Below are 23,119 nucleotides of genomic sequence, written 5' to 3' on the forward strand. Positions count from 1 at the left end.
AATGGATAATATTAATTGGGTATTAGCGGAGCTTATGAAGGTAAAGCCCGGTGGCGCTAGCGCTTACCGGGCCTACAACGTCGGGGGATTACTCGGCGGCTTTCTCGCGTTTAAGATTCACGTCCATCTGCGGATACGGGAAACTGATGCCGTTGGCGTCGAAGTCGCGCTTAATGCGTTCCAGCACGTCCCAGTATACGTTTTGCAGATCGCTGCTTTTGCTCCAGATACGCACCACAAAGTTAATGGAGGAAGCGCCGAGTTCATTCAGGCGAACCGTCTGCTCTTTGTCTTTCAGAATGCGATCGTCTGAAGCAATGATATTGGTAATCAGCGACTTCACCTGATCGATGTCGGAGTCGTATGCCACGCTGATAATCAGTTCATTACGACGCACCGGTTCACGGGAGAAGTTGATGATGTTGCCCGCGATAATTTTCCCGTTCGGCACGACCACGATGCGGCCATCGACGGTACGCATAGTCGTTGAGAAAATCTGCACCTGCAGCACGGTTCCGGCAATGCCGCCAAGGTCAACGTATTCGCCGGAGCGGAACGGACGGAAGGTCACCAGCAGCACGCCTGCCGCCAGGTTTGAAAGCGAGCCCTGCAGTGCCAGACCAATGGCCAGACCGGCGGCACCGAGAACGGCAATGACGGAGGCGGTTTGCACCCCCACACGGCCCAGCGCGGCAATCAGCGTGAAGGCGATAATGCCGTAGCGCACCAGTGCGGAGAGGAAGTCTGCCACCGTGGCGTCAATGTGACGGGCCAGCATTACGCGGTTAACCGTATTCGAGACAATACGCGCCACGATCATCCCGACGATGATGATGGCAATCGCCGCGACGATGTTCACGGCATAGCTCAGCAGCAGGGCCTGGTTGCGCACCAGCCAGTTACCGGCGTTATTGATGCTGTCTACAACATCGAGTTGTTCCATTTATTCTTCCTTTTGTTAAACCAAAACACAAAATCCATCCCCCATGGAGACAGGCAGGTCAGTAAAGGGTAAACAAAAAGCACCGGTTTTGCCAAACAGATCACAAAAACAGGGCTGGCAGGGTATTGAAAAAGCATAAAAAAAGGCCCGCATTTGCGGGCCTTCTGATGCTGTTAGCAGCTCAAATTACAGAACGTCGATCGCGTTCAGTTCTTTGAAAGCCTGCTCCAGACGGGTAACCATGGACGTCTGCGCTGCGCGCAGCCATACGCGTGGATCGTAGTATTTCTTGTTCGGCTGGTCTTCGCCTTTCGGGTTGCCCAGCTGACCCTGCAGGTAAGCTTCGTTCGCTTTGTAGTACTGCAGGATACCGTCCCAGGTTGCCCACTGGGTGTCGGTATCGATGTTCATTTTCACAACGCCGTAGCTTACGGAGTCTTTGATTTCCTGAGCAGAAGAACCGGAACCGCCGTGGAAGACGAAGTTCAGGCTGTTGTGCGGCAGGTTGTGTTTCTTGGAAACGTATTCCTGAGAATCACGCAGGATGGTTGGGGTCAGAACCACGTTACCTGGTTTGTAAACGCCGTGTACGTTACCGAAGGACGCTGCAATGGTGAAGCGTGGGCTGATTTTGCTCAGCTCGGTGTAAGCGTAATCAACGTCTTCTGGCTGGGTGTACAGTGCAGAAGCGTCCATGTGGCTGTTGTCAACGCCGTCTTCTTCACCGCCGGTGCAACCCAGTTCGATTTCCAGGGTCATGTCCATTTTGGCCATGCGCGCCAGGTACTTGGAGCAGATTTCGATGTTTTCGTGCAGTGACTCTTCAGACAGGTCGATCATGTGAGAAGAGAACAGTGGCTTACCGGTTGCCGCGAAGTGTTTTTCACCCGCGTCCAGCAGACCGTCGATCCACGGCAGCAGTTTCTTCGCGCAGTGGTCAGTGTGCAGGATAACTGGAACACCGTAGTGTTCAGCCATCTGGTGTACGTGGTGCGCACCAGAGATAGCGCCCAGGATTGCAGCACCCTGAGGAATGTCAGTTTTCACGCCTTTACCTGCGATGAACGCAGCGCCGCCGTTAGAGAACTGAACGATAACTGGAGCTTTAACTTTAGCAGCAGTTTCCAGTACGGCGTTGATGGAGTCGGTACCCACGCAGTTAACTGCTGGCAGAGCGAAGTTGTTTTCTTTAGCTACCTGGAACACTTTCTGTACGTCATCACCAGTGATAACGCCAGGTTTTACGAAATCAAAAATTTTAGACATGTTGCTTAGTCCTGTATCTTCGGCCGTTAGAAAAGGTGCGAGCTCTTAAAAGCGCGCTGAAAATTGGGCAGGTTTCCCTGCCCTTGAATGGCTTACTTCTTAGCGCGCTCTTCGAGCATTGCTACTGCTGGCAGTACTTTGCCTTCCACGAATTCGAGGAATGCGCCGCCACCAGTGGAGATATAGGAGATCTTGTCAGCGATACCGAACAGGTCGATTGCTGCCAGGGTGTCACCACCGCCTGCGATAGAGAACGCTTCGCTGTCTGCGATTGCGTTAGCCACGATTTCAGTCCCTTTGCGGAAGTTCGGGAATTCGAACACGCCAACAGGACCGTTCCACAGGATAGTTTTTGCGTTTTTGAGGATTTCAGCCAGTTTCTGTGCAGAAACGTCGCCCAGGTCCAGAATCTGCTCTTCGTCTTTGATGTCGTTTACAGATTTCAGGGTCGCGGTTGCGGTTTCGGAGAACTCGGTCGCGACGCGAACGTCAGTTGGAACCGGGATATCACAGGTACCCAGCAGGCGTTTGGCTTCGTCAACCAGGTCTGCTTCGTACAGGGATTTACCGACGTTGTGGCCCTGAGCGGCAACGAAGGTGTTCGCGATACCACCGCCAACGATCAGCTGGTCAGCGATTTTAGACAGAGAATCCAGAACGGTCAGTTTGGTAGAAACTTTAGAACCACCAACGATAGCGACCATCGGACGAGCAGGCTCTTTCAGTGCTTTACCCAGCGCTTCCAGTTCGTCAGCCAGCAGAGGACCGGCACACGCTACGTCTGCGAATTTACCGATACCATGGGTAGACGCCTGAGCACGGTGAGCCGTACCGAATGCATCCATCACGAATACGTCGCACAGTGCAGCGTATTTTTTGGACAGGGTTTCGTCGTCTTTCTTCTCGCCTTTGTTGAAGCGAACGTTTTCCAGCACAACCAGTTCACCGGCTGCAACGTCAACGCCGTCCAGGTAATCTTTCACCAGGCGAACCGGGTTGGACAGTTTGTCTTTCAGGTAATTAACCACTGGCAGCAGAGAGAACTCTTCGTTGTACTCGCCTTCAGTTGGACGACCCAGGTGGGAGGTGACCATCACTTTCGCGCCCTGCTTCAGAGCCAGTTCGATGGTTGGCAGAGATGCACGGATACGCGCGTCGCTGGTCACTTTGCCATCTTTAACCGGTACGTTCAGATCGGCACGGATGAAAACGCGTTTACCAGCCAGATCCAGATCGGTCATCTTAATTACAGACATGGTGAATCCTCTCGTTGATTCTTAAAGTTTTGCAGACGCACGATGCGCCTTACCTGAAACCTTGAGCAGCCATTGCTAACGTGGTGTCGAGCATTCGGTTAGCAAAGCCCCATTCGTTATCACACCAGACCAGCGTCTTGATAAGGTGTGCGCCACTGACCCTCGTTTGCGTGCCATCGACGATGGCGCTGTGCGGGTCGTGGTTAAAATCTACTGAGACCAACGGTAATTCCGTATAGTCAACTATACCATGAAATGCCCCCTGTGCCGCTTTTTGCAGCAACAGGTTGACTTCACAGGCTTTTACCGGTTTTTTCACCGTCACGCTAAGGTCGATCGCGGTGACGTTGATCGTCGGGACGCGCACGGCAATCGCCTCAAAACGATCGTTGAACTGCGGAAAAATTCGGGTAATCCCAGCAGCCAGCTTTGTATCCACCGGAATGATTGACTGGCTCGCTGCACGCGTGCGCCGTAAATCCGGGTGGTAAGCGTCAATGACCTGTTGATCGTGCATGGCGGAGTGAATCGTGGTCACGGTGCCGGACTCAATGCCATACGCATCGTCTAACAGTTTGATGACCGGAATAATGCAGTTGGTGGTACAGGAGGCGTTGGAAACAATGCGATGTTCGGCTTGCAGCTCATGCTGGTTGACGCCAAACACGACGGTCGCGTCGAGGTCGTTACTGCCGGGATGAGAAAACAGGACTTTTTTCGCACCTGCAGAGAGATGCGCTTCGCCATGTTCGCGATTGCCATACACACCGGTACAGTCAAGCACCACATCCACACCCAGTTCACGCCAGGGTAGCCCGGAGATGCTGTTCTCATGCAGCACACGAATAGCGTCATCACCCACAAAAAGCTGATCTCTTTCCTGGCGCACATCCCAGGCAAAGCGTCCGTGGCTGGTGTCATACTTCAACAAATGCGCCATGCCCGCAGCATCCGCCAGTTCATTGATTGCCACCACGGTCATTTCCGCCCGACGTCCGGATTCATACAAAGCACGAACCACATTACGCCCGATGCGACCGAAGCCGTTAATCGCTACGCGTACGGTCATAGATCTCCTGCAAAGCAATCCCTGAGTTTGAGGTGGCTGAAAGAGTAATCCAGCTACGCCCGAAGGGGAATCCTTGCTGTCACAAACTGCGATTGATTGGTCATTTGTCGAACATTTAATCGACTGAAACGCTTCAGCAAGAATAAGCGAATCGGGGAATAAAAGGAATGTCTGTCCAGATGAATAAGCGAGCTATATGACTTGCGTCACATTTTAGGTGGAATAATGCTTACAAAAAAGCCGGGTGGCGCGCTAGCGCTTACCCGGCCTACTTTCGAGCCATTTGTAGGCCCGGTAAGCATAAGCGCCACCGGGCAAAATGGTGATTACAGCAGTTCTTTCGCCTTCGCGACAACGTTCTCAACGGTGAAGCCGAACTCTTCGAACAGCAGTTCTGCCGGAGCAGATTCACCGAAGGTGGTCATACCGACGATAGCGCCGTTCAGGCCCACATATTTGAACCAGTAGTCAGCGATACCCGCTTCCACTGCCACACGGGCGGAAACCGCTTTAGGCAGTACGGATTCACGGTAAGCCGCATCCTGCTTGTCGAACGCGTCGGTAGACGGCATGGAAACCACGCGCGCCTTCACGCCTTCGGCAGTCAGTTTTTCCCATGCAGCAACGGCCAGCTCAACTTCAGAACCGGTAGCGATGAAGATCAGCTCTGGCTGGCCCGCGCAATCTTTCAGCACATAACCGCCGCGCGCGATGTTCGCCAGCTGCTCTGGGGTACGTTCCTGCTGCGCCAGGTTCTGACGGGAGAGGATCAGCGCGGTAGGACCGTCCTGACGCTCAACGCCGTATTTCCACGCTACCGCGGATTCCACCTGGTCACACGGACGCCATGTGCTCATGTTCGGGGTCACGCGCAGGGAAGCCACCTGCTCTACCGGCTGGTGAGTTGGGCCGTCTTCGCCCAGACCGATGGAGTCGTGGGTATAGACCATCACCTGACGCTGTTTCATCAGCGCCGCCATACGCACGGCGTTACGCGCATATTCAACGAACATCAGGAAGGTAGAGGTGTACGGCAGGAAACCACCGTGCAGGGAGATACCGTTGGCAATCGCAGTCATACCGAATTCACGTACACCGTAATGGATGTAGTTACCGGCAGTGTCTTCGTTGATTGGCTTAGAACCGGACCACAGGGTCAGGTTAGATGGTGCCAGGTCAGCGGAGCCGCCGAGGAATTCAGGCAGCAGAGGACCGAACGCTTCAATGGCATTCTGAGACGCTTTACGGCTCGCGATTTTAGACGGGTTCGCCTGCAGCTTAGCGATGAATTCGTTCGCTTTCGCGTCGAAGTCAGACGGCATGTCACCTTTCATACGACGGGTGAATTCAGCCGCTTCCTGTGGGAAGGCTTTCGCGTAAGCAGCGAACTTCTCGTTCCATGCCGCTTCTTTTGCCTGGCCTACTTCTTTTGCATCCCACTGAGCATAGATCTCCGATGGGATTTCGAATGCAGGGTATTTCCAGCCCAGCGCTTCGCGGGTCAGGGCGATTTCCGCATCGCCCAGCGGCGCGCCGTGGGAGTCGTGCGTACCCGCTTTGTTCGGAGAACCGAAGCCGATGATGGTTTTGCACATCAACAGGGACGGTTTGTCCGTCACTGCGCGCGCTTCTTCTACTGCACGTTTAATCGAGTCAGCATCGTGGCCATCAACGCCACGCACAACGTGCCAGCCGTAGGCTTCGAAACGTGCAGCGGTGTCGTCAGTGAACCAGCCCTCAACGTGACCGTCGATGGAGATACCGTTGTCGTCATAGAACGCAACCAGTTTACCCAGCTTCAGGGTACCTGCCAGGGAGCACACTTCGTGAGAAATGCCTTCCATCATGCAGCCATCGCCCATGAACGCGTAGGTGAAGTGGTCAACGATGTCGTGGCCAGGACGGTTGAACTGCGCCGCCAGGGTCTTCTCAGCAATCGCCATACCCACAGCGTTTGCAATACCCTGACCCAGCGGGCCGGTGGTGGTTTCTACGCCAGCGGTGTAGCCCACTTCCGGGTGACCTGGAGTTTTGGAGTGCAGCTGACGGAAGTTTTTCAGCTCTTCGATAGGCAGATCGTAGCCGGTGAGGTGCAGCAGGCTATAGATCAGCATAGAGCCGTGGCCGTTTGACAGCACGAAGCGGTCGCGGTCAGCCCATGACGGGTTCTGCGGGTTGTGGTTCAGGAAATCGCGCCACAGAACTTCGGCGATATCAGCCATACCCATAGGGGCCCCTGGGTGGCCGGATTTGGCTTTCTGTACTGCGTCCATGCTCAGCGCACGAATAGCATTAGCAAGCTCTTTACGTGAGGACATTTTAACTCCAGATCGGACTGTTAAAGGCCATGCCCTTGACGACAGCGCGTTTTGGGCTACGCCGGAAAAAAGTGCCAACAATGTAACCCAAGCCGCAAGTCATGTACATGGAGCATTCTTTTGCTTGTTAAGAAATCTCTGGATCATGCTCGCATGTTGCGCAATCTGCTCGCCCGGCCCTGTAGATATTCCTTATACTTAGCCCAACACCGGCTTCGCTGACGGTGCACTTTTCGGATTTTATTCAGATTAACGAGTACGGAAGCAACCTCATGAAAATGCGTGCAATAGTGCTGGCCCTGGGTACAACGCTCCTGCTGAGCGGCTGTCAGAATATGGACTCTAACGGTCTGATGACGTCAGGCGCAGAGGCCTTTCAGGCCTATTCCCTGAGCGATGCGCAGGTAAAAGCGCTGAGCGACCAGGCCTGTAAAGATATGGACGGAAAAGCCACGCTTGCGCCGGCTAACAGTACCTACACGCAGCGTCTGAATAAGATTGCTTCCGCGCTGGGCGATAACATCAACGGCCAGCCAGTGAACTACAAGGTGTACATGGCGAAAGACGTCAACGCCTTCGCGATGGCAAACGGCTGTATCCGCGTTTACAGCGGGCTGATGGACATGATGACCGACAACGAAGTGGAAGCGGTTATCGGCCATGAAATGGGCCACGTTGCCCTGGGCCACGTGAAGAAAGGGATGCAGGTAGCCCTGGGCACCAATGCCATCCGCGCAGCGGCAGCCTCAGCGGGCGGTATCGTTGGCAGCCTGTCGCAGTCACAGCTGGGCGACGTAGGTGAAAAGCTGGTGAACTCTCAGTTCTCCCAGCGTCAGGAGTCCGAAGCGGATGACTACTCCTACGATCTGTTGCGCAAACGCGGAATTAATCCATCCGGTTTAGCCACCAGCTTCGAAAAGCTGGCCAAGCTGGAAGCGGGACGTCAAAGCTCCATGTTTGACGATCACCCTGCCTCTGAAGAACGCGCACAGCATATTCGCGACCGTATGGCCGCAGACGGAATTAAATAATTTCAGAAGGAGGCAGTTTTGCCTCCTTTTTATTTCGCATGAATTGTTAACTTAACAGCACGTATCGATAACACCCCTGAAAGCCCCGCCAAATCTGCCCTGCCACATCGAAACACCTGGTCACATAATTATTGCAAAGGTCACTTTTTCCGGTAATTATCCCCCCTGCAGTTATTCAATTAATATATCCAGACAGAGACGTTCCCTCCGTGAAAAAAGAATTATCATTAATTGCTTTAAGTTTATTTGCCGCATTACCTGCCGCTGCAAGTCAGCAATCCGACAGCCAGGGTTTTATTGACGACAGCCATCTGGACCTGTTTTTACGCAATGCGTATATCAGCCGTGATTATCATCAGGGCCAGCAGGACAAAGCCGAATGGGGTCAGGGGATCATCGCCACGTTTGCATCCGGCTATACTGAAGGACCGGTTGGCTTTGGTGTGGACGGTATTGCTCAATACGGCGTGCGCCTGGACGGCGGCCGCGGCAAGAGCGGCGCGGGCGGCATCGACTTCTTTAAGCAGGAAGACGACGGCCGGGCAAAATCCGATCTGGCAAAGTTTGGCGCAACCGCCAAAATGCGCATCTCGAATACCGTACTGAGCTACGGGAATCAGCGACCAGAATTGCCTATCGTGAATGCCGACAGCTCCCGCCTGCTGTTTGAAAGCTATACCGGCACCATGCTGACCTCAAAAGAGATCGATGGTCTGGAAATCAACGCCGGTTATTTCACGGACGAGCAGCGTAAAAGTGACGACCGCCACGACAGCGGGCTGAAGAGCCTCTCCTTCGGCGGCGCGAGCTACCAGTTCAACGACCAGTTCAGCGGCGCGTTTTACGCCTCTCACAATGAAGAGGTAATGAACAAGCAATATCTGGGCCTGAACTTCAAACAGCCGTTCAGCACCGGGCAGCAGCTGGTGCTCGACTTCAACGGTTATAACTCCCGTCTGGACCAGAGTTATGCGGACAGCCTCGACACGGGCCGCAGCAACGCTATCTGGAGCCTGGCGGCGAGCTACATCTGGGATATTCACACGTTCAAAGTGGCGTACCAGCAGAGCAGCGGCAGCACCGGCTACAACTACGGCGGCTACCGCGACCAGGGCGGCGTGGGTGATGGCGGTAACACCATCTGGCTGGCAAACTCCTACTGGTCTGATTTTAACGGCGAAGATGAACGTTCCTGGCAGGCATCCTACGGTCTGGACTTTGGTGGCCTTGGCCTGCCGGGTCTGAGCTGGACCACCGCCTACGTGCGCGGGGACAACATCAAAACCGCAGAAACCAGCAACGGCAAAGAGCACGAGTGGTTTAATCAGATCCAGTACCAGGTGCAGGATGGTCCGGCGAAGGATCTGAAACTGAAACTGCGCTATTCCGTACTGCGCGTCTCCAGCAACGCCAGCGATTATAACGTGGGCGGGGACGAGATCCGCGCTTACGTGGAATACCCGTTTAACGTGTTTTAAAGGCAATAAAAAACCTCTCCAGGGAGAGGTTTTTTTTACGCCAGAAGAGGCTTATTCGCCTTTTTTGGCTGCCTGGATGTAGAGCATTTCCAGTGCCAGGGTCGCTGCGGCCAGCGCAGTGATCTCGGACTGGTCATACGCAGGCGCCACTTCCACCACGTCCATCCCGACAATGTTGAGATCCTTCAGGCCGCGCACCAGCTTGATGGCACGGTCTGAGGTCAGGCCGCCGATCACCGGCGTACCGGTACCCGGTGCAAATGCCGGATCCAGGCAGTCGATGTCGAAGGTCAGATACACAGGCATATCACCCACGATCTGCTTCACCTGCGCGAGGATGTCATCAACACCGCGATCGTTAACCTGACCCGCATCCAGCACGGTGAAGCCGTTGTCTTTGTCGAATTCAGTGCGAATACCGATCTGCACGGAGTGGTTCGGGTCGATCAGACCTTCGTTCGGCGCGGTGAAGAACATGGTGCCGTGGTCAAACTCACAGCCGTTGGCGTAGGTGTCGGTGTGGGCATCGAAGTGCACCAGCGCCATTTTACCAAAGTGCTTCGCGTGGGCGCGCAGCAGCGGCAGGGTCACGAAGTGGTCGCCGCCGAAGGAGAGCATGCGCTTACCGGCAGCCAGCAGCTTCTCGGCGTGGGCCTGCAGCTTTTCGCTCATCTCACGCGCGTCGCCAAAGGCGTACACCAGGTCACCGCAGTCCACCACGTTCAGACGCTCGCGCATGTCGAAGTTCCACGGGAAGCGGTTGTGCTCCCAGGCCAGGTTAGTGGAAACCTGACGGATCGCCGCCGGGCCATGACGCCCACCCGCACGGCCTGACGTTGCCATGTCGAACGGCACGCCGGTGATCACCCAGTCCGCGTCACTGTCGTACGGCTGGAAGTTCATCGGAAGGCGTAAAAAACCAAACGCGTTAGATACCAGAGAGTTATCGTACTGATGACCTAAAGTGCTCATGTCCTGACCTCTTTTAAAGTCGATACATTAAAAACAGATGAAAAAAATCCCCTCCGCGTCGTTAAACCCGACGAGGAAGGGATTGATTCGTAAATCGCTAATTGGGGCGAATTATCGCCGGTAATGCACACGGGTTCAAGAGAGTATAGCATTATGCCGGAAGGCGGCTTCGCCTTATCCGGCCTACATTCGTAGGCCCGGTAAGCGCAGCGCCACCGGGCATCAGCGACTATTCGTCTTCCAGGTACGTATAACCGTACAGACCCGCTTCAAACTCTTCCAGGAACTGCTGCTGCAGCGCATCGTCCAGCCCGGTGTTTTTCACCTGGTCGCGGAACTGCGTGAGCAGGGTTTTCGGATCCAGCTGAACGTATTCCAGCATGTCCGCCACGGTATCCCCTTCGTCAGACAGCTCAACTTCCACGCTGCCGTCAGGGAAGACAAACACGTCAACCGCCTCGGTATCGCCGAACAGGTTGTGCATGTTGCCGAGGATCTCCTGATACGCGCCGACCATAAAGAAGCCCAGCATTGGCGGGTTCTCCGGGTCGTATTCCGGCATTGGCATCGTCGTGGCGATACCGTCGCCGTCCACGTAGTGGTCGATGGCGCCGTCAGAGTCGCAGGTGATGTCCAGCAGTACCGCGCGACGTTCCGGGGCGTGATTCAATCCTTCCAGCGGCAGAACCGGGAACAGCTGATCGATACCCCAGGCATCCGGCATCGACTGGAACAGCGAGAAGTTGACGTAAATCTTATCCGCCATACGCTCCTGCAGCTCGTCGATTATCGGACGGTGGGCGCGGTTGCTCGGGTCGAGCTGCTTCTGCACTTCATGGCACATATTCAGATAGAGCTGCTCTGCCCACGCGCGCTCCTGCAGGCTGAAGGTGCCTGAAGAGTAGCCGACGTGAATATCGTGCAGATCCATCTGGCTGTCGTGAAGCCATTCGCGCAGGGAACGACGCGTGCCGGGCTCGTGCATCTCCTGCCAGGTTTCCCACATGCTTTGCAGGGAACGCGGGGCATCGTCTGCCGGCGGCGTCGCTTCGGTGGTTTCGCTGCGCTCAACGCCGATAATGTTAGAGACCAGCACCGTATGGTGCGCGGTCACCGCGCGACCGGATTCGGTAATCACCGTCGGGTGCGGCAGGCCGTTCTCTTCACAGGCGTCGCCGATCGCCCAGATGATGTTGTTCGCGTATTCGTTCAGGCCGTAGTTCACGGAACAATCAGATTGTGAGCGGGTCCCTTCATAGTCCACGCCCAGGCCGCCGCCCACGTCGAAGCACTGAATATTCACGCCAAGCTTGTGCAGCTCAACGTAGAAACGCGCCGACTCTCGCACGCCGGTGGCGATATCACGAATGTTGGCCATCTGCGAGCCGAGGTGGAAGTGCAGCAGCTGAATGCTGTCCAGACGACCACGCTCGCGCAGAATTTCTACCAGCTGCAGCACCTGGTTGGCCGCCAGGCCGAACTTGGATTTTTCACCGCCGGAGGACTGCCATTTTCCGGAACCCTGCGACGCCAGACGCGCACGCACGCCAAGGCGCGGCACCACGTTCAGACGCTCGGCTTCTTCCAGCACGATGGCGATTTCAGTCATCTTCTCGATAACCAGATAGACCTTGTGGCCCATCTTCTCGCCAATCAGCGCCAGACGAATGTATTCACGGTCTTTATAGCCGTTACAGACGATCACTGAACGGGTCATCCCCGCATGCGCCAGCACGGCCATCAGTTCGGCTTTGGAACCCGCCTCCAGCCCCAGCGGCTCGCCGGAGTGGATCAGCGATTCAATCACGCGGCGGTGCTGGTTTACCTTGATCGGGTAAACCAGGAAGTAGTCGCCTTTATAGCCGTAGGATTCACGCGCGCGTTTGAACGCGGCGTTAATCGAACGCAGGCGATGTTGCAGGATCTGCGGGAAGCAGAACAGTGCAGGCAAACGCTGGCCCTGAGCCTCACGGGCTTTCACCAGTTTGGCGAGATCCACGCGCGCTTCAGGGACGTCGGGATCCGGGCAGACGCTGATGTGGCCCAGTTCGTTGACGTCGTAGTAGTTATTGCCCCACCAGGCAATATTGTAAGTGCGCAGCATCTTGCTGGCTTCCTCGGAGCTCATCGCAACCTCCTGCATAGAACGTAGTACACCCTGTTCGCCCGCTGACGAAGGCGAAAAAGAAGACATGTCGTCAGACATAGCGAACCTCAACTCTTTGTATTAAGTGTAAAACAGTTGACTACTATCGCAGCGTTATACGGCGATAACAACCCATAAACGGCTCCGTTTCCCAGCAGAGTATGCTGAAATCCAGACCGTGCGACCGGTTTCTTATTCATATCATTGTAAAACACGTATCCGAACTCTGTATGACAAGGTTCGGCGAAACCACGAGAAAACTCTTGTATTAACAAGAGCGCCCTTGTTCAGTTTTCACAAAGCGTGACCGGCCCTGGAATCCTGAGAAGCGCCGAGATGGGTATAACATCGGCAGGTTTGCAGACTAGAAATGCGGGTTGCGGGAATCAAATGCGCGCCAGAACGGCTGCGCTGAATTAGCGGAAAACGATGGTTCATTATCTCGTATCACCTCCACGGCCGCCTCTGCTGAAACGGACCCCAAGCCAAAGCTAAAAGTTCACTGCTTTACCCGGCTGGAAGTGGCGACACGATGAGTTCATCGAGCGCTTATTTTATATGAGCCGCGCGCCGCGTTTTATACCGAGAAGGGGGCTAAAAAGCAAAACAAAAATGCGCGTGTTGCCAGCACCGTCAGGAATTTTTGCCAGCAGCAATTTCAACTGAGTGAGAGATGAGTCAAAAAAAACTGGAAATCGGGTGAAGAAGTGACCTAAAATAGCCATCCAGATGTTAATCCATCTATACTGATTAACACTCATACTGCCAGTGTCAAAAACCTGCAGGCCTTGGTAGAATTATCTCCTTTGGCTATTCCACACAGCAGCTTGAGCTAACCAAATTCCTCTTAGGTGAAATAAAACATGGCAAAACACCTGTTTACGTCCGAGTCCGTATCAGAAGGACATCCTGATAAAATTGCTGACCAAATCTCCGATGCGGTGCTGGATGCGATCCTCGCGCAGGATCCAAAAGCACGCGTCGCGTGTGAAACCTATGTCAAAACCGGCATGGTTCTGGTTGGCGGTGAGATCACCACCAGCGCATGGGTTGATATCGAAGAGATCACCCGTAACACGGTGCGTGAGATCGGTTATGTGCATTCTGATATGGGCTTTGATGCCAACTCCTGCGCGGTACTGAGCGCGATTGGCAAACAGTCTCCGGACATCAACCAGGGCGTTGACCGTGCCGATCCGCTGGAACAGGGCGCGGGCGACCAGGGCCTGATGTTCGGCTATGCAACCAACGAAACCGACGTGCTGATGCCAGCGCCGGTCACCTACGCACACCGTCTGGTGCAGCGTCAGGCTGAAGTGCGTAAAAACGGCACCCTGCCGTGGCTGCGCCCGGATGCGAAGAGCCAGGTCACCTTCCAGTACGACGACGGTAAAATTGTCGGTATTGACGCGGTGGTTCTGTCTACCCAGCATGCCGAAGATATCGATCAGAAATCCCTGCAGGAAGCGGTGATGGAAGAGATCATCAAGCCGGTTCTGCCAACCGAATGGCTGAGCAGCGCCACCAAATTCTTCATCAACCCGACCGGACGCTTTGTTATCGGCGGGCCAATGGGTGACTGCGGCCTGACCGGTCGTAAAATCATCGTTGATACCTACGGCGGCATGGCGCGTCACGGTGGCGGTGCCTTCTCCGGTAAAGATCCATCAAAAGTGGACCGTTCTGCAGCGTACGCGGCACGTTATGTGGCGAAAAACATCGTTGCTGCCGGCCTGGCTGACCGCTGTGAAATTCAGGTTTCCTACGCTATCGGCGTGGCTGAACCCACCTCCATCATGGTGGAAACCTTTGGTACCGAGAAAGTGCCTTCAGAACAGCTGACCCTGCTGGTGCGCGAGTTCTTCGACCTGCGCCCATACGGCCTGATTCAGATGCTGGATCTGCTGCACCCAATCTACAAAGAAACCGCTGCATACGGTCACTTTGGTCGTGAACATTTCCCATGGGAAAAAACCGACAAAGCCGCCCTGCTGCGTGAAGCTGCCGGTCTGAAGTAATCGACTGTCATCGCTTTTAAAAGGCCAGCCTTCGGGCTGGCCTTTTGCATTTGTGCGATCATCCTTGCCCGGCGGCGCTTCGCTTGCACGGGCCTACGAGTTTTGGGCATTTGTAGGCCGGGTAAGGCGCAGCCGCCACCCGGCAGAAAGGTGTACTCTTTGGAACCGATTACACCGCACCGGCGCCCCTCCGCTTTCAGAATATTCTCTTTGCATGATCGCCATTCTTCTGCTGTTACATCCCCTTTCAGTTAAGTCTGAAATATCTCCTTTCGCGATGCACCTCACTTCATTTACCTCTATATTTTCAAGGCTTTAATTTTATTTACGGTTGCACACGAGTGTAACCGATTACACCTATGTGATTAATCTCACATATTTTTACGGGTCGCTCACCTACCCTTACCATCAATAAAACTGATAACCCAACTGGAGGGCATAATGCCTGACAATAAAAAACAGGGGCGTACGTCCAACAAGGCGATGACATTCTTCGTCTGTTTCCTCGCCGCCCTGGCAGGATTACTTTTTGGCCTGGATATCGGCGTGATTGCCGGTGCATTACCTTTCATCACTGACGAGTTCCAGATTAGCGCTCACACCCAGGAATGGGTGGTCAGCTCCATGATGTTCGGTGCGGCCGTTGGGGCCGTCGGCAGCGGCTGGCTCTCCTTCAAGCTCGGACGTAAAAAGAGCCTGATGATTGGCGCGATCCTGTTCGTGGCCGGCTCACTCTTCTCTGCCGCAGCGCCTAACGTTGAGGTTCTGCTGGTTTCCCGCGTGCTGCTCGGTCTGGCCGTGGGCGTGGCGTCCTATACCGCCCCACTCTACCTGTCTGAAATCGCCCCGGAGAAAATCCGCGGCAGTATGATTTCGATGTACCAGCTCATGATCACCATCGGTATTCTCGGTGCATATCTTTCCGATACCGCGTTTAGCTACAGCGGCGCATGGCGCTGGATGCTCGGCGTGATCATCATCCCTGCGGTTCTGCTGCTGATTGGCGTCTTCTTCCTGCCGGACAGCCCGCGCTGGTTTGCCGCAAAACGTCGCTTCCACGATGCCGAACGCGTGCTGATGCGCCTGCGCGATACCAGCGCGGAAGCGAAAAACGAGCTGGAAGAGATCCGCGAAAGCCTGAAGGTCAAACAGTCCGGCTGGGCGCTGTTTAAAGAGAACAGCAACTTCCGTCGCGCCGTTTTCCTCGGCGTGCTGCTCCAGGTGATGCAGCAGTTCACCGGGATGAACGTCATCATGTACTACGCGCCAAAAATCTTTGAACTGGCGGGTTTTACCAACACCACCGAGCAGATGTGGGGGACCGTCATCGTGGGTCTGACCAACGTGCTGGCGACCTTTATCGCCATCGGTCTGGTGGACCGCTGGGGACGTAAGCCAACCCTGACGCTGGGCTTCCTGGTGATGGCGGCCGGTATGGGCGTCCTCGGTACCATGATGCATGTGGGCATTCACTCCCCAACCGCCCAGTACTTTGCGGTAGGCATGCTGCTGATGTTTATCGTCGGGTTTGCGATGAGCGCCGGTCCGCTGATCTGGGTGCTGTGCTCTGAGATCCAGCCGCTGAAGGGGCGTGATTTTGGTATCACCTGCTCTACCGCAACGAACTGGATTGCCAACATGATCGTCGGCGCAACGTTCCTGACCATGCTCAACACTCTGGGTAATGCCAATACCTTCTGGGTCTACGCCGGTCTGAACATCTTCTTCATTGTGCTGACTATCTGGCTGGTTCCGGAAACCAAACACGTTTCGCTGGAACATATTGAACGTAACCTGATGAAAGGTCGTCCTCTGCGCGAAATTGGCGCTCACGACTGATCCTCTTGCGGGAGGCGCCTCTTGCGGGAGGCGCCTCTTGCGCCTCCCCGCTTCCCGCTTTATGCTCTGCCCCTATGAAAGCTCCCCGTCTCCCCATCGCCATTCAGCAAGCCGTTATGCGCAGCCTGCGGGAAAAACTCGCCCAGGCGAACCTGAAGCTTGGTCGCAATTACCCTGAACCCAAACTCGTCTACCAGCAGCGTGGCACCTCGGCCGGTACCGCCTGGCTGGAATCCTATGAGATCCGCCTGAACCCGGTGCTGATGATGGAAAACCAGCAGGCGTTTATTGATGAGGTGGTACCGCACGAGCTGGCGCACCTGCTGGTGTGGAAACACTTTGGCCGCGTCGCGCCGCATGGAAAAGAGTGGAAGTGGATGATGGAGGCGGTGCTCGGCGTTCCGGCCCGCCGCACGCATCAGTTCGAGCTGGAATCGGTACGCCGCAATACCTTCCCCTACCGCTGTCAGTGCCAGCAGCACCAGCTTACCGTACGTCGCCATAATCGCGTGGTGCGCGGCGAGGCGACCTACCGCTGCGTCAAATGCGGCGAGCCGCTGGTGGCGGAATAATTATCTGAACTTTCAGGAACTTTCCTGATCTGACTGATTGCATACAGGAACAACATTCGTTACGTTGCGGGCTCGTTTTGACACGGAGTGTAAGATGTCCCGTAATTTTTCTCTTGCGGTCGCCTTTTTGACGACAGCGCTCTCAGGCCACGCCCTGGCCGACGGTATCAACAGTTTCTCTCAGGCCAAAGCGGCCGGTGTTAAGGTCAACGCCGACGTGCCGGGCGATTTCTACTGCGGCTGTAAAATTAACTGGCAGGGTAAAAAAGGGGTCGTTGACCTTGAGTCCTGCGGCTACAAGGTGCGTAAAAACGAAAACCGCGCCAGCCGTATTGAATGGGAACATGTCGTTCCGGCATGGCAGTTTGGCCACCAGCGCCAGTGCTGGCAGGATGGCGGACGTAAAAACTGTGCCAAAGACCCGGTTTACCGCCAGATGGAAAGCGATATGCATAACCTGCAGCCTGCGGTGGGCGAAGTGAACGGCGACCGGGGTAACTTCATGTACAGCCAGTGGAACGGTGGCGAAGGCCAGTATGGCCAGTGCGGTATGAAGATTGATTTTAAAGAGAAAGTCGCCGAGCCCCCTGCCCGCGCGCGCGGCAGCATTGCCCGCACCTATTTCTATATGCGTGACCGTTACGATCTCAACCTTTCCCGCCAGCAGACGCAGCTGTTCAACGCCTGGGACAAGCAGTACCCGGTGACGGAGTGGGAATGCCAGCGCGACGAACGTATCGCCAGAGTCCAGGGGAATCACAACCCTTATGTCCAGCGGGCTTGCCAGGCGCAAAAGAGCTAACCTACACTAGCGGCAATTCGCTTACATCGTATGAGACACGGAATTTCTGACTATGCGCATTCCCCGCATTTACCATCCTGAACTGATTACCGCAGGCCGCGAAATCGCCCTGTCTGATGACGCCGCCAACCACGTTGGCCGCGTGCTGCGCATGGGCGCCGGTCAGGCAATACAGCTGTTCGACGGCTCGAACCAGGTTTTCGACGCCGAAATTACGCGGGCAGATAAAAAAAGCGTACACGTGAACGTCCTGCGCGGTGAAGTGGATGACCGGGAATCACCGCTGCACATCCATCTGGGCCAGGTGATGTCGCGCGGCGAGAAAATGGAGTTCACGATCCAGAAATCCATTGAACTGGGTGTAAGCCTCATTACGCCACTTTTTTCTGAGCGCTGTGGCGTTAAACTGGATGCGGAACGTCTGAACAAAAAGATCCAGCAGTGGCAGAAAATTGCCATCGCGGCTTGCGAACAGAGTGGCCGCAACCGGATTCCGGAGATCCGCCCGGCGATGGACCTGGAAGAGTGGTGTGCTGAAGAGGACAGTGGGCTGAAGCTCAATCTTCATCCGCGCGCCAGCGCCAGCATCAATACGCTGCCGCTGCCCGTTGAGCGCGTTCGCTTGCTGATTGGCCCCGAAGGCGGCCTGTCGGCGGACGAAATTGCGATGACGGCACGTTACCAGTTTACTGATATTCTGTTGGGACCACGCGTTCTGCGCACTGAGACAACGGCACTCACGGCCATTACCGCGCTACAGGTACGGTTTGGCGATCTGGGTTGACGCATTATTGGAGAGAAAGATGATCAAGCTCGGCATCGTGATGGACCCCATCGCAAACATCAACATCAAGAAAGATTCCAGCTTCGCCATGCTGCTGGAAGCGCAGCGTCGCGGCTATGAACTCCACTATATGGAGATGAACGATCTTTACCTGATCAACGGTGAAGCCCGCGCCCGCACCCGCATCGTTAACGTCGAGCAGAACTACGACAAATGGTATGAGTTCGGCACCGAGCAGGACATTGCGCTGGCCGATCTCAACGTCATTCTGATGCGTAAAGATCCGCCGTTCGACACCGAGTACATCTACTGCACCTATATTCTCGAACGTGCAGAAGAGAAAGGCACGCTGATCGTCAACAAGCCGCAGAGCCTGCGCGACTGTAACGAGAAGCTCTATACCGCCTGGTTCTCTGACCTGACGCCGGAAACACTGGTGACCCGCAGCAAAACGCAGCTGAAGGAATTCTGGCAGAAGCACGGCGACATCATCATGAAGCCGCTGGACGGCATGGGCGGCGCGTCGATTTTCCGCGTGAAGGAAAGCGATCCGAACATTGGCGTGATTGCCGAAACGCTGACCGAACTGGGGACGCGTTACTGCATGGCGCAGAACTATATTCCGGCGATCAAAGACGGCGACAAACGCGTTCTGGTGGTGGATGGCGAACCGGTCCCTTACTGCCTGGCGCGTATCCCGCAGGGTGGCGAAACCCGTGGTAACCTGGCGGCCGGTGGCCGTGGTGAGCCGCGTCCGTTGACCGAAAGCGACTGGGAAATTGCCCGCCGCGTTGGCCCTACGCTGAAAGCCAAAGGCCTGATCTTCGTCGGACTGGATATCATCGGCGATCGTCTGACCGAAGTGAACGTCACCAGCCCGACCTGCATTCGTGAAATTGAGGCGGAATTCCCTGTCTCAATCACCGGCATGCTGATGGACGCTATCGAAAAACGTTTACAAAAATAACCTAACAATACTATTAGTGACAGCGCCTGAGTTTGTCCCCATACTGGGCGCTGTCGCTTTTTAAACCAGGAAACAGTACCTCTGACAATGAATTTACAGCATCACTTTCTTATTGCCATGCCTGCTCTCCAGGACCCGATTTTTCGCCGCGCCGTGGTTTATATTTGTGAATACAATGAAGACGGCGCGATGGGCATTATCATTAATAAACCGCTGGAAAATCTTCAGGTTGAAGGGATTCTGGACAAGCTGAAAATCCCGGCTGAAGCGCGACTGCCGGAAATCCGGCTTGATAAGCCCGTGATGCTGGGTGGACCTCTCGCAGAAGATCGCGGTTTTATCCTGCATACGCCGCCGGTATTCTCTTCCAGCATTCGCATCTCCGACAACACCGTTATCACGACCTCGCGTGACGTGCTCGAAACGCTGGGCACCGCAGAGCAGCCTTCTGAAGTGCTGGTGGCGCTGGGCTATTCGTCGTGGGAGAAAGGCCAGCTTGAGCAGGAGATCCTCGATAACGCCTGGCTCACCGCGCCTGCGGACATGAATATCCTGTTTAAAACGCCGATAGCCGATCGCTGGCGCGACGCGGCGAAACTGATTGGTATTGATATTCTGACCATGCCTGGCGTAGCGGGGCACGCCTGATGAGCGGAACGCTTCTGGCCTTCGATTTTGGTACCAAAAGCATCGGCGTCGCCGTGGGACAGCGCATCACCGGTACCGCGCGCCCGCTTACGGCCCTGAAGGCCAACGACGGTACGCCGGACTGGAACCTCATTGAGCGCCTGCTCAAGGAGTGGCAGCCGGATGACGTGATTGTTGGGCTGCCGCTCAACATGGACGGTACCGAACAGCCGCTGACCGCCCGGGCGCGTAAGTTTGCCAATAAAATCCATGGCCGCTTTGGCGTCTCCGTGAAGCTGCACGACGAGCGTCTGAGCACCGTCGAAGCGCGCGCGGGTCTGTTTGAGCACGGTGGCTTCCGGGCGCTGAACAAAGGCAGCGTCGACTCCGCTTCTGCCGTCATCATCCTCGAAAGCTATTTCGAGCAGGGCTTTTAAGCACAGGGGCCTACAGCCGCCCCTGCGCCCGTCTCTCCGCCAGGCTCTGGTCAAAATTCTGCATGCCTGCCTGCTGACCGGTTTGAATGATGCCGGGAAGTTGCCACGTTTTCCCTTCACGAATGAGATTCGCCGCCGCGGCGGTATTCACCAGCAGTTCATACAGCGCGACGCGCCCGCCCTGAAGATCGGGAAGCAGTTTCTGCGCCAGCACCGCCCGCAGGCTGCCGGCCAGCTGGTTACGCACCGGATCTTTCTCCTGCGCCGGGAACGTATCGACCAGCCGCTCGATCGCCTGCGATGCCCCGCGCGTATGCAGGGTCGCCAGCACCAGATGCCCGGTCTCTGCTGCCGTCAGCGCCAGGCGGATCGTTTCGCTGTCGCGCAGCTCCCCGAGCAGAATCACGTCAGGATCCTGGCGTAAGGCGCTGCGCAGCGCGTCGGCAACTGACGGGCTGTGCTGACCAATCTCCCGCTGCTGGATCAGGCAACGCTCGCTCTGGTAGATAAATTCCACCGGATCTTCGAGCGTGAGGATATGGCCGTCAGTATGGTGGTTGAGAAAATCGACCATCGCCGCCAGCGTCGTGGATTTACCGCTGCCGGTCGCCCCCGTCACCAGAATCAACCCGGACTCATTGGCTAACAGTTCCGGGATAACCCTCGGTGCGCCCAGCGAAGCGAGCTGCGGACAGGTACGCGGCAACAGCCGTAGCGTCACAGAGACTCCGCGCATCTGCTTAAAGGCACTGCCGCGCAGGCGCTGGCCTCCCGCCACCGTAGCGGCAAAATCCACCTGCCCGTTGGCCCACCATATCCCCTGCTGCTCATCGTTGAGCCACGCTTTTAACAACGCCCCGAGGTCCGGAGAAGGAAACGGTGCCGGTTCAAGGCGGCCCGTTCTGCGCCAGCGAGGTGGCGAATCACTGCACAGGTGTAGATCGGAGACGTTATGCTTTACACTAAGGGCCACAATTTCTTCCACATCCATAGACTACTCCTCGGAAAATGAACGACATTGCGCATAACCTGGCACAGGTCCGGGACAAAATCTCATCCGCCGCAACGCGTTGCGGCCGGGCTTCAGAAGAAATTACGCTACTTGCAGTCAGCAAAACCAAGCCTGCGAGCGCCATCGCAGAAGCCATTGACGCAGGCCAGCGGGCGTTTGGTGAAAACTACGTCCAGGAAGGCGTGGATAAAATTCGCTACTTCCAGGAACAGGGGAAGACGGATCTGCAGTGGCACTTTATCGGCCCACTGCAGTCGAACAAAAGCCGTCTGGTGGCGGAGCACTTCGACTGGTGCCATACCGTTGACCGTCTGCGCATTGCGACACGCCTGAACGACCAGCGTCCGGCAGAGATGCCAGCGCTTAACGTGCTGATTCAAATCAACATCAGCGATGAAAACAGCAAGTCCGGTATTGCGCTGAGCGAGCTGGATGCGCTGGCAGCCGAGGTGGCCGAACTCCCGCGCTTAAGCCTGCGTGGTTTGATGGCAATCCCGGCGCCTGAGTCAAGTTATGAAAGGCAGTTTGCCGTGGCACAGCAAATGGCTGTAGCATTTGAGGCGCTTAAAGCGCGCTATAACACGGTAGACACGCTTTCTCTGGGCATGTCGGATGATATGGAAGCCGCCATTGCGGCAGGCAGCACGATGGTGCGCATCGGCACGGCAATTTTCGGTGCGCGCGACTATTCAAAATAATAAGGAAACCTGAGGAACGCCATGAAGACGTTGACTTTCCTGCTCTCAACGGTCATTGAGCTGTACACGATGGCGCTTTTGCTGCGCGTCTGGATGCAGTGGGCCCGCTGTGATTTTTACAATCCGTTCTCGCAGTTTGTCGTGAAAATCACGCAGCCTGTTGTCGGACCGCTGCGCCGTATTCTCCCGGCCATGGGGCCCATCGACAGTTCGTCTCTGCTGGTGGCGTTTATTCTGAGCGTTATCAAAGCGATTGTGCTGTTTATGGTCTTCACCTTCCAGCCGATTATCTGGATTGTCGCCGTCCTGATTTTGATCAAAACCATCGGTCTGCTGATCTTCTGGGTGCTGCTGGTCATGGCGATCATGAGCTGGGTGAGCCAGGGCCGTAGCCCGGTGGAGTACGCCTTGATTCAGCTGACCGAGCCGCTGCTGCGCCCGATCCGTAACCTGCTTCCGTCTATGGGCGGCATCGATTTTTCGCCGATGATCCTGGTTCTGCTGCTCTATGTGATCAACATGGGGGTCGCTGAACTGCTGCAGTCCACGGGCGATATGCTGCTGCCGGGGCTGTGGATGGCGCTATGAGTGCCGTAAGCACCTGCGCTGACGGGCTGGTTTTACGGCTGTATATTCAGCCGAAAGCCAGCCGTGACGGTATTGTTGGACTGCATGGCGACGAGTTAAAAGTCGCCATCACTGCCCCGCCGGTTGACGGCCAGGCGAACGCGCATCTGACCAAATATCTGGCAAAACAGTTTCGCGTCGCCAAAAGCCAGGTCATCATTGAAAAAGGCGAACTGGGGCGACATAAACAGGTAAAAATCCTTAATCCGCAATCTATCCCGACGGAAGTCGCGGCTCTGACAGAACAGGACTAAACC

At 55.6% G+C, this 23,119-nt stretch carries 24 protein-coding genes; 13 read left to right on the forward strand and 11 right to left on the reverse strand.

Annotated elements, in window-relative coordinates:
* Positions 1-88: 88 nt before the first annotated feature.
* The 5 genes from mscS to tkt form a co-directional block, all read right to left on the reverse strand.
* Positions 89-943 (reverse strand): small-conductance mechanosensitive channel MscS, encoded by an 855-nt coding sequence (gene mscS, locus ACEPLT_RS18655; protein WP_008499730.1) that lies wholly within the window; start codon positions 941-943, stop codon positions 89-91.
* 186 nt (positions 944-1,129) lie between these two features.
* Positions 1,130-2,209, reverse strand: a complete 1,080-nt coding sequence (gene fbaA / locus ACEPLT_RS18660; protein WP_008499731.1) for a class II fructose-bisphosphate aldolase — start codon at positions 2,207-2,209, stop codon at positions 1,130-1,132.
* 92 nt (positions 2,210-2,301) lie between these two features.
* A complete protein-coding gene (gene pgk / locus ACEPLT_RS18665) occupies positions 2,302-3,465 on the reverse strand; it encodes a phosphoglycerate kinase (protein ID WP_008499732.1) in 1,164 nt (387 codons plus the stop codon).
* Between the two features lie 49 nt (positions 3,466-3,514).
* Positions 3,515-4,534, reverse strand: a complete 1,020-nt coding sequence (epd, locus tag ACEPLT_RS18670) for an erythrose-4-phosphate dehydrogenase (protein WP_032675470.1) — start codon at positions 4,532-4,534, stop codon at positions 3,515-3,517.
* Positions 4,535-4,860: 326 nt separating this feature from the next.
* The gene (gene tkt, locus ACEPLT_RS18675; protein WP_021242065.1) at positions 4,861-6,852 is read right to left on the reverse strand and encodes a transketolase; all 1,992 of its coding nucleotides are present in this window, start codon (positions 6,850-6,852) and stop codon (positions 4,861-4,863) included.
* Positions 6,853-7,124: 272 nt separating this feature from the next.
* Here tkt and loiP point away from each other — a divergent pair, with 272 nt between their 5' ends.
* Positions 7,125-7,883, forward strand: a complete 759-nt coding sequence (loiP, locus tag ACEPLT_RS18680) for a metalloprotease LoiP (protein ID WP_021242066.1) — start codon at positions 7,125-7,127, stop codon at positions 7,881-7,883.
* Positions 7,884-8,092: 209 nt separating this feature from the next.
* Positions 8,093-9,361: an OprD family outer membrane porin gene (locus ACEPLT_RS18685; protein WP_008499736.1), complete on the forward strand. Its 1,269-nt coding sequence runs from the start codon at positions 8,093-8,095 to the stop codon at positions 9,359-9,361.
* A gap of 51 nt (positions 9,362-9,412) precedes the next feature.
* On the opposite strand, the gene speB is transcribed toward ACEPLT_RS18685, so the two are convergent.
* From speB to ACEPLT_RS18710, 5 genes are all read right to left on the reverse strand, one after another.
* Complete coding sequence (gene speB / locus ACEPLT_RS18690) at positions 9,413-10,333, reverse strand: agmatinase (RefSeq protein WP_008499737.1); 921 nt, start codon at positions 10,331-10,333, stop codon at positions 9,413-9,415.
* A 229-nt stretch (positions 10,334-10,562) separates the two neighbouring features.
* Positions 10,563-12,539: a biosynthetic arginine decarboxylase gene (gene speA / locus ACEPLT_RS18695; protein WP_008499744.1), complete on the reverse strand. Its 1,977-nt coding sequence runs from the start codon at positions 12,537-12,539 to the stop codon at positions 10,563-10,565.
* A gap of 8 nt (positions 12,540-12,547) precedes the next feature.
* Positions 12,548-12,679 carry an acid stress response protein YqgB gene (gene yqgB / locus ACEPLT_RS18700; RefSeq protein ID WP_127312443.1) on the reverse strand — a complete coding sequence of 44 codons (132 nt, stop codon included), beginning with the start codon at positions 12,677-12,679 and terminating at the stop codon, positions 12,548-12,550.
* 94 nt (positions 12,680-12,773) lie between these two features.
* The gene (locus ACEPLT_RS18705; RefSeq protein ID WP_418250466.1) at positions 12,774-12,917 is read right to left on the reverse strand and encodes a hypothetical protein; all 144 of its coding nucleotides are present in this window, start codon (positions 12,915-12,917) and stop codon (positions 12,774-12,776) included.
* Positions 12,918-13,033: 116 nt separating this feature from the next.
* The gene (locus ACEPLT_RS18710) at positions 13,034-13,204 is read right to left on the reverse strand and encodes a hypothetical protein (RefSeq protein ID WP_045335271.1); all 171 of its coding nucleotides are present in this window, start codon (positions 13,202-13,204) and stop codon (positions 13,034-13,036) included.
* Positions 13,205-13,342: 138 nt separating this feature from the next.
* Between ACEPLT_RS18710 and metK the strand changes: the two genes are divergently transcribed.
* The 8 genes from metK to ruvX all read left to right on the forward strand — a co-directional run bounded on the left by metK (position 13,343) and on the right by ruvX (position 20,525).
* Positions 13,343-14,497, forward strand: a complete 1,155-nt coding sequence (gene metK / locus ACEPLT_RS18715) for a methionine adenosyltransferase (RefSeq protein ID WP_008499745.1) — start codon at positions 13,343-13,345, stop codon at positions 14,495-14,497.
* Between the two features lie 441 nt (positions 14,498-14,938).
* Positions 14,939-16,336 carry a galactose/proton symporter gene (gene galP / locus ACEPLT_RS18720; RefSeq protein ID WP_232927427.1) on the forward strand — a complete coding sequence of 466 codons (1,398 nt, stop codon included), beginning with the start codon at positions 14,939-14,941 and terminating at the stop codon, positions 16,334-16,336.
* 74 nt (positions 16,337-16,410) lie between these two features.
* Positions 16,411-16,908 (forward strand): SprT family zinc-dependent metalloprotease, encoded by a 498-nt coding sequence (locus ACEPLT_RS18725; RefSeq protein ID WP_021242073.1) that lies wholly within the window; start codon positions 16,411-16,413, stop codon positions 16,906-16,908.
* A gap of 94 nt (positions 16,909-17,002) precedes the next feature.
* The gene (endA, locus tag ACEPLT_RS18730) at positions 17,003-17,710 is read left to right on the forward strand and encodes a deoxyribonuclease I (RefSeq protein ID WP_021242074.1); all 708 of its coding nucleotides are present in this window, start codon (positions 17,003-17,005) and stop codon (positions 17,708-17,710) included.
* Positions 17,711-17,762: 52 nt separating this feature from the next.
* On the forward strand, positions 17,763-18,494 hold the full coding sequence (rsmE, locus tag ACEPLT_RS18735; protein WP_021242075.1) for a 16S rRNA (uracil(1498)-N(3))-methyltransferase: 732 nt from the start codon (positions 17,763-17,765) through the stop codon (positions 18,492-18,494).
* Positions 18,495-18,513: 19 nt separating this feature from the next.
* Positions 18,514-19,461 carry a glutathione synthase gene (gene gshB / locus ACEPLT_RS18740; RefSeq protein ID WP_032675473.1) on the forward strand — a complete coding sequence of 316 codons (948 nt, stop codon included), beginning with the start codon at positions 18,514-18,516 and terminating at the stop codon, positions 19,459-19,461.
* 87 nt (positions 19,462-19,548) lie between these two features.
* Entirely contained in the window at positions 19,549-20,109 is a 561-nt protein-coding gene (locus tag ACEPLT_RS18745; RefSeq protein ID WP_008499752.1) for a YqgE/AlgH family protein, read from the forward strand.
* Positions 20,109-20,525 (forward strand): Holliday junction resolvase RuvX, encoded by a 417-nt coding sequence (gene ruvX, locus ACEPLT_RS18750; RefSeq protein ID WP_021242076.1) that lies wholly within the window; start codon positions 20,109-20,111, stop codon positions 20,523-20,525. The genes ACEPLT_RS18745 and ruvX overlap by 1 nt, the downstream gene beginning before the upstream one ends.
* Positions 20,526-20,535: 10 nt before the next feature.
* Here ruvX and ACEPLT_RS18755 read toward each other — a convergent pair whose 3' ends face one another.
* A complete protein-coding gene (locus ACEPLT_RS18755; RefSeq protein ID WP_447088304.1) occupies positions 20,536-21,516 on the reverse strand; it encodes a type IV pilus twitching motility protein PilT in 981 nt (326 codons plus the stop codon).
* Positions 21,517-21,533: 17 nt separating this feature from the next.
* Here ACEPLT_RS18755 and ACEPLT_RS18760 point away from each other — a divergent pair, with 17 nt between their 5' ends.
* From ACEPLT_RS18760 to yggU, 3 genes are read left to right on the forward strand one after another with little or no spacing between them, the layout of a single operon-like run.
* Positions 21,534-22,235, forward strand: coding sequence for a YggS family pyridoxal phosphate-dependent enzyme (locus ACEPLT_RS18760; protein WP_032675475.1), 702 nt, complete (start codon positions 21,534-21,536; stop codon positions 22,233-22,235).
* 21 nt (positions 22,236-22,256) lie between these two features.
* Positions 22,257-22,823 (forward strand): YggT family protein, encoded by a 567-nt coding sequence (locus ACEPLT_RS18765; protein WP_232927428.1) that lies wholly within the window; start codon positions 22,257-22,259, stop codon positions 22,821-22,823.
* Positions 22,820-23,116 carry a DUF167 family protein YggU gene (gene yggU / locus ACEPLT_RS18770; protein WP_008499758.1) on the forward strand — a complete coding sequence of 99 codons (297 nt, stop codon included), beginning with the start codon at positions 22,820-22,822 and terminating at the stop codon, positions 23,114-23,116. The genes ACEPLT_RS18765 and yggU overlap by 4 nt, the downstream gene beginning before the upstream one ends.
* The last annotated feature ends 3 nt before the right edge of the window (positions 23,117-23,119 follow it).

It is taken from the genome of Enterobacter sp. fkY84-1, from assembly GCF_052974705.1.

Bases quoted from the DNA above. Each gene is read 5' to 3' on its own strand.
- mscS (WP_008499730.1), bottom strand. From the start codon at position 943: ATGGAACAACTCGATGTTGTAGACAGCATCAATAACGCCGGTAACTGG.
- fbaA (WP_008499731.1), bottom strand. From the start codon at position 2,209: ATGTCTAAAATTTTTGATTTCGTAAAACCTGGCGTTATCACTGGTGAT.
- pgk (WP_008499732.1), bottom strand. From the start codon at position 3,465: ATGTCTGTAATTAAGATGACCGATCTGGATCTGGCTGGTAAACGCGTT.
- epd (WP_032675470.1), bottom strand. From the start codon at position 4,534: ATGACCGTACGCGTAGCGATTAACGGCTTCGGTCGCATCGGGCGTAAT.
- tkt (WP_021242065.1), bottom strand. From the start codon at position 6,852: ATGTCCTCACGTAAAGAGCTTGCTAATGCTATTCGTGCGCTGAGCATG.
- loiP (WP_021242066.1), top strand. From the start codon at position 7,125: ATGAAAATGCGTGCAATAGTGCTGGCCCTGGGTACAACGCTCCTGCTG.
- speB (WP_008499737.1), bottom strand. From the start codon at position 10,333: ATGAGCACTTTAGGTCATCAGTACGATAACTCTCTGGTATCTAACGCG.
- speA (WP_008499744.1), bottom strand. From the start codon at position 12,539: ATGTCTGACGACATGTCTTCTTTTTCGCCTTCGTCAGCGGGCGAACAG.
- yqgB (WP_127312443.1), bottom strand. From the start codon at position 12,679: ATGAATAAGAAACCGGTCGCACGGTCTGGATTTCAGCATACTCTGCTG.
- ACEPLT_RS18705 (WP_418250466.1), bottom strand. From the start codon at position 12,917: ATGAACCATCGTTTTCCGCTAATTCAGCGCAGCCGTTCTGGCGCGCAT.
- ACEPLT_RS18710 (WP_045335271.1), bottom strand. From the start codon at position 13,204: ATGGCTATTTTAGGTCACTTCTTCACCCGATTTCCAGTTTTTTTTGAC.
- metK (WP_008499745.1), top strand. From the start codon at position 13,343: ATGGCAAAACACCTGTTTACGTCCGAGTCCGTATCAGAAGGACATCCT.
- galP (WP_232927427.1), top strand. From the start codon at position 14,939: ATGCCTGACAATAAAAAACAGGGGCGTACGTCCAACAAGGCGATGACA.
- ACEPLT_RS18725 (WP_021242073.1), top strand. From the start codon at position 16,411: ATGAAAGCTCCCCGTCTCCCCATCGCCATTCAGCAAGCCGTTATGCGC.
- endA (WP_021242074.1), top strand. From the start codon at position 17,003: ATGTCCCGTAATTTTTCTCTTGCGGTCGCCTTTTTGACGACAGCGCTC.
- rsmE (WP_021242075.1), top strand. From the start codon at position 17,763: ATGCGCATTCCCCGCATTTACCATCCTGAACTGATTACCGCAGGCCGC.
- gshB (WP_032675473.1), top strand. From the start codon at position 18,514: ATGATCAAGCTCGGCATCGTGATGGACCCCATCGCAAACATCAACATC.
- ACEPLT_RS18745 (WP_008499752.1), top strand. From the start codon at position 19,549: ATGAATTTACAGCATCACTTTCTTATTGCCATGCCTGCTCTCCAGGAC.
- ruvX (WP_021242076.1), top strand. From the start codon at position 20,109: ATGAGCGGAACGCTTCTGGCCTTCGATTTTGGTACCAAAAGCATCGGC.
- ACEPLT_RS18755 (WP_447088304.1), bottom strand. From the start codon at position 21,516: ATGGATGTGGAAGAAATTGTGGCCCTTAGTGTAAAGCATAACGTCTCC.
- ACEPLT_RS18760 (WP_032675475.1), top strand. From the start codon at position 21,534: ATGAACGACATTGCGCATAACCTGGCACAGGTCCGGGACAAAATCTCA.
- ACEPLT_RS18765 (WP_232927428.1), top strand. From the start codon at position 22,257: ATGAAGACGTTGACTTTCCTGCTCTCAACGGTCATTGAGCTGTACACG.
- yggU (WP_008499758.1), top strand. From the start codon at position 22,820: ATGAGTGCCGTAAGCACCTGCGCTGACGGGCTGGTTTTACGGCTGTAT.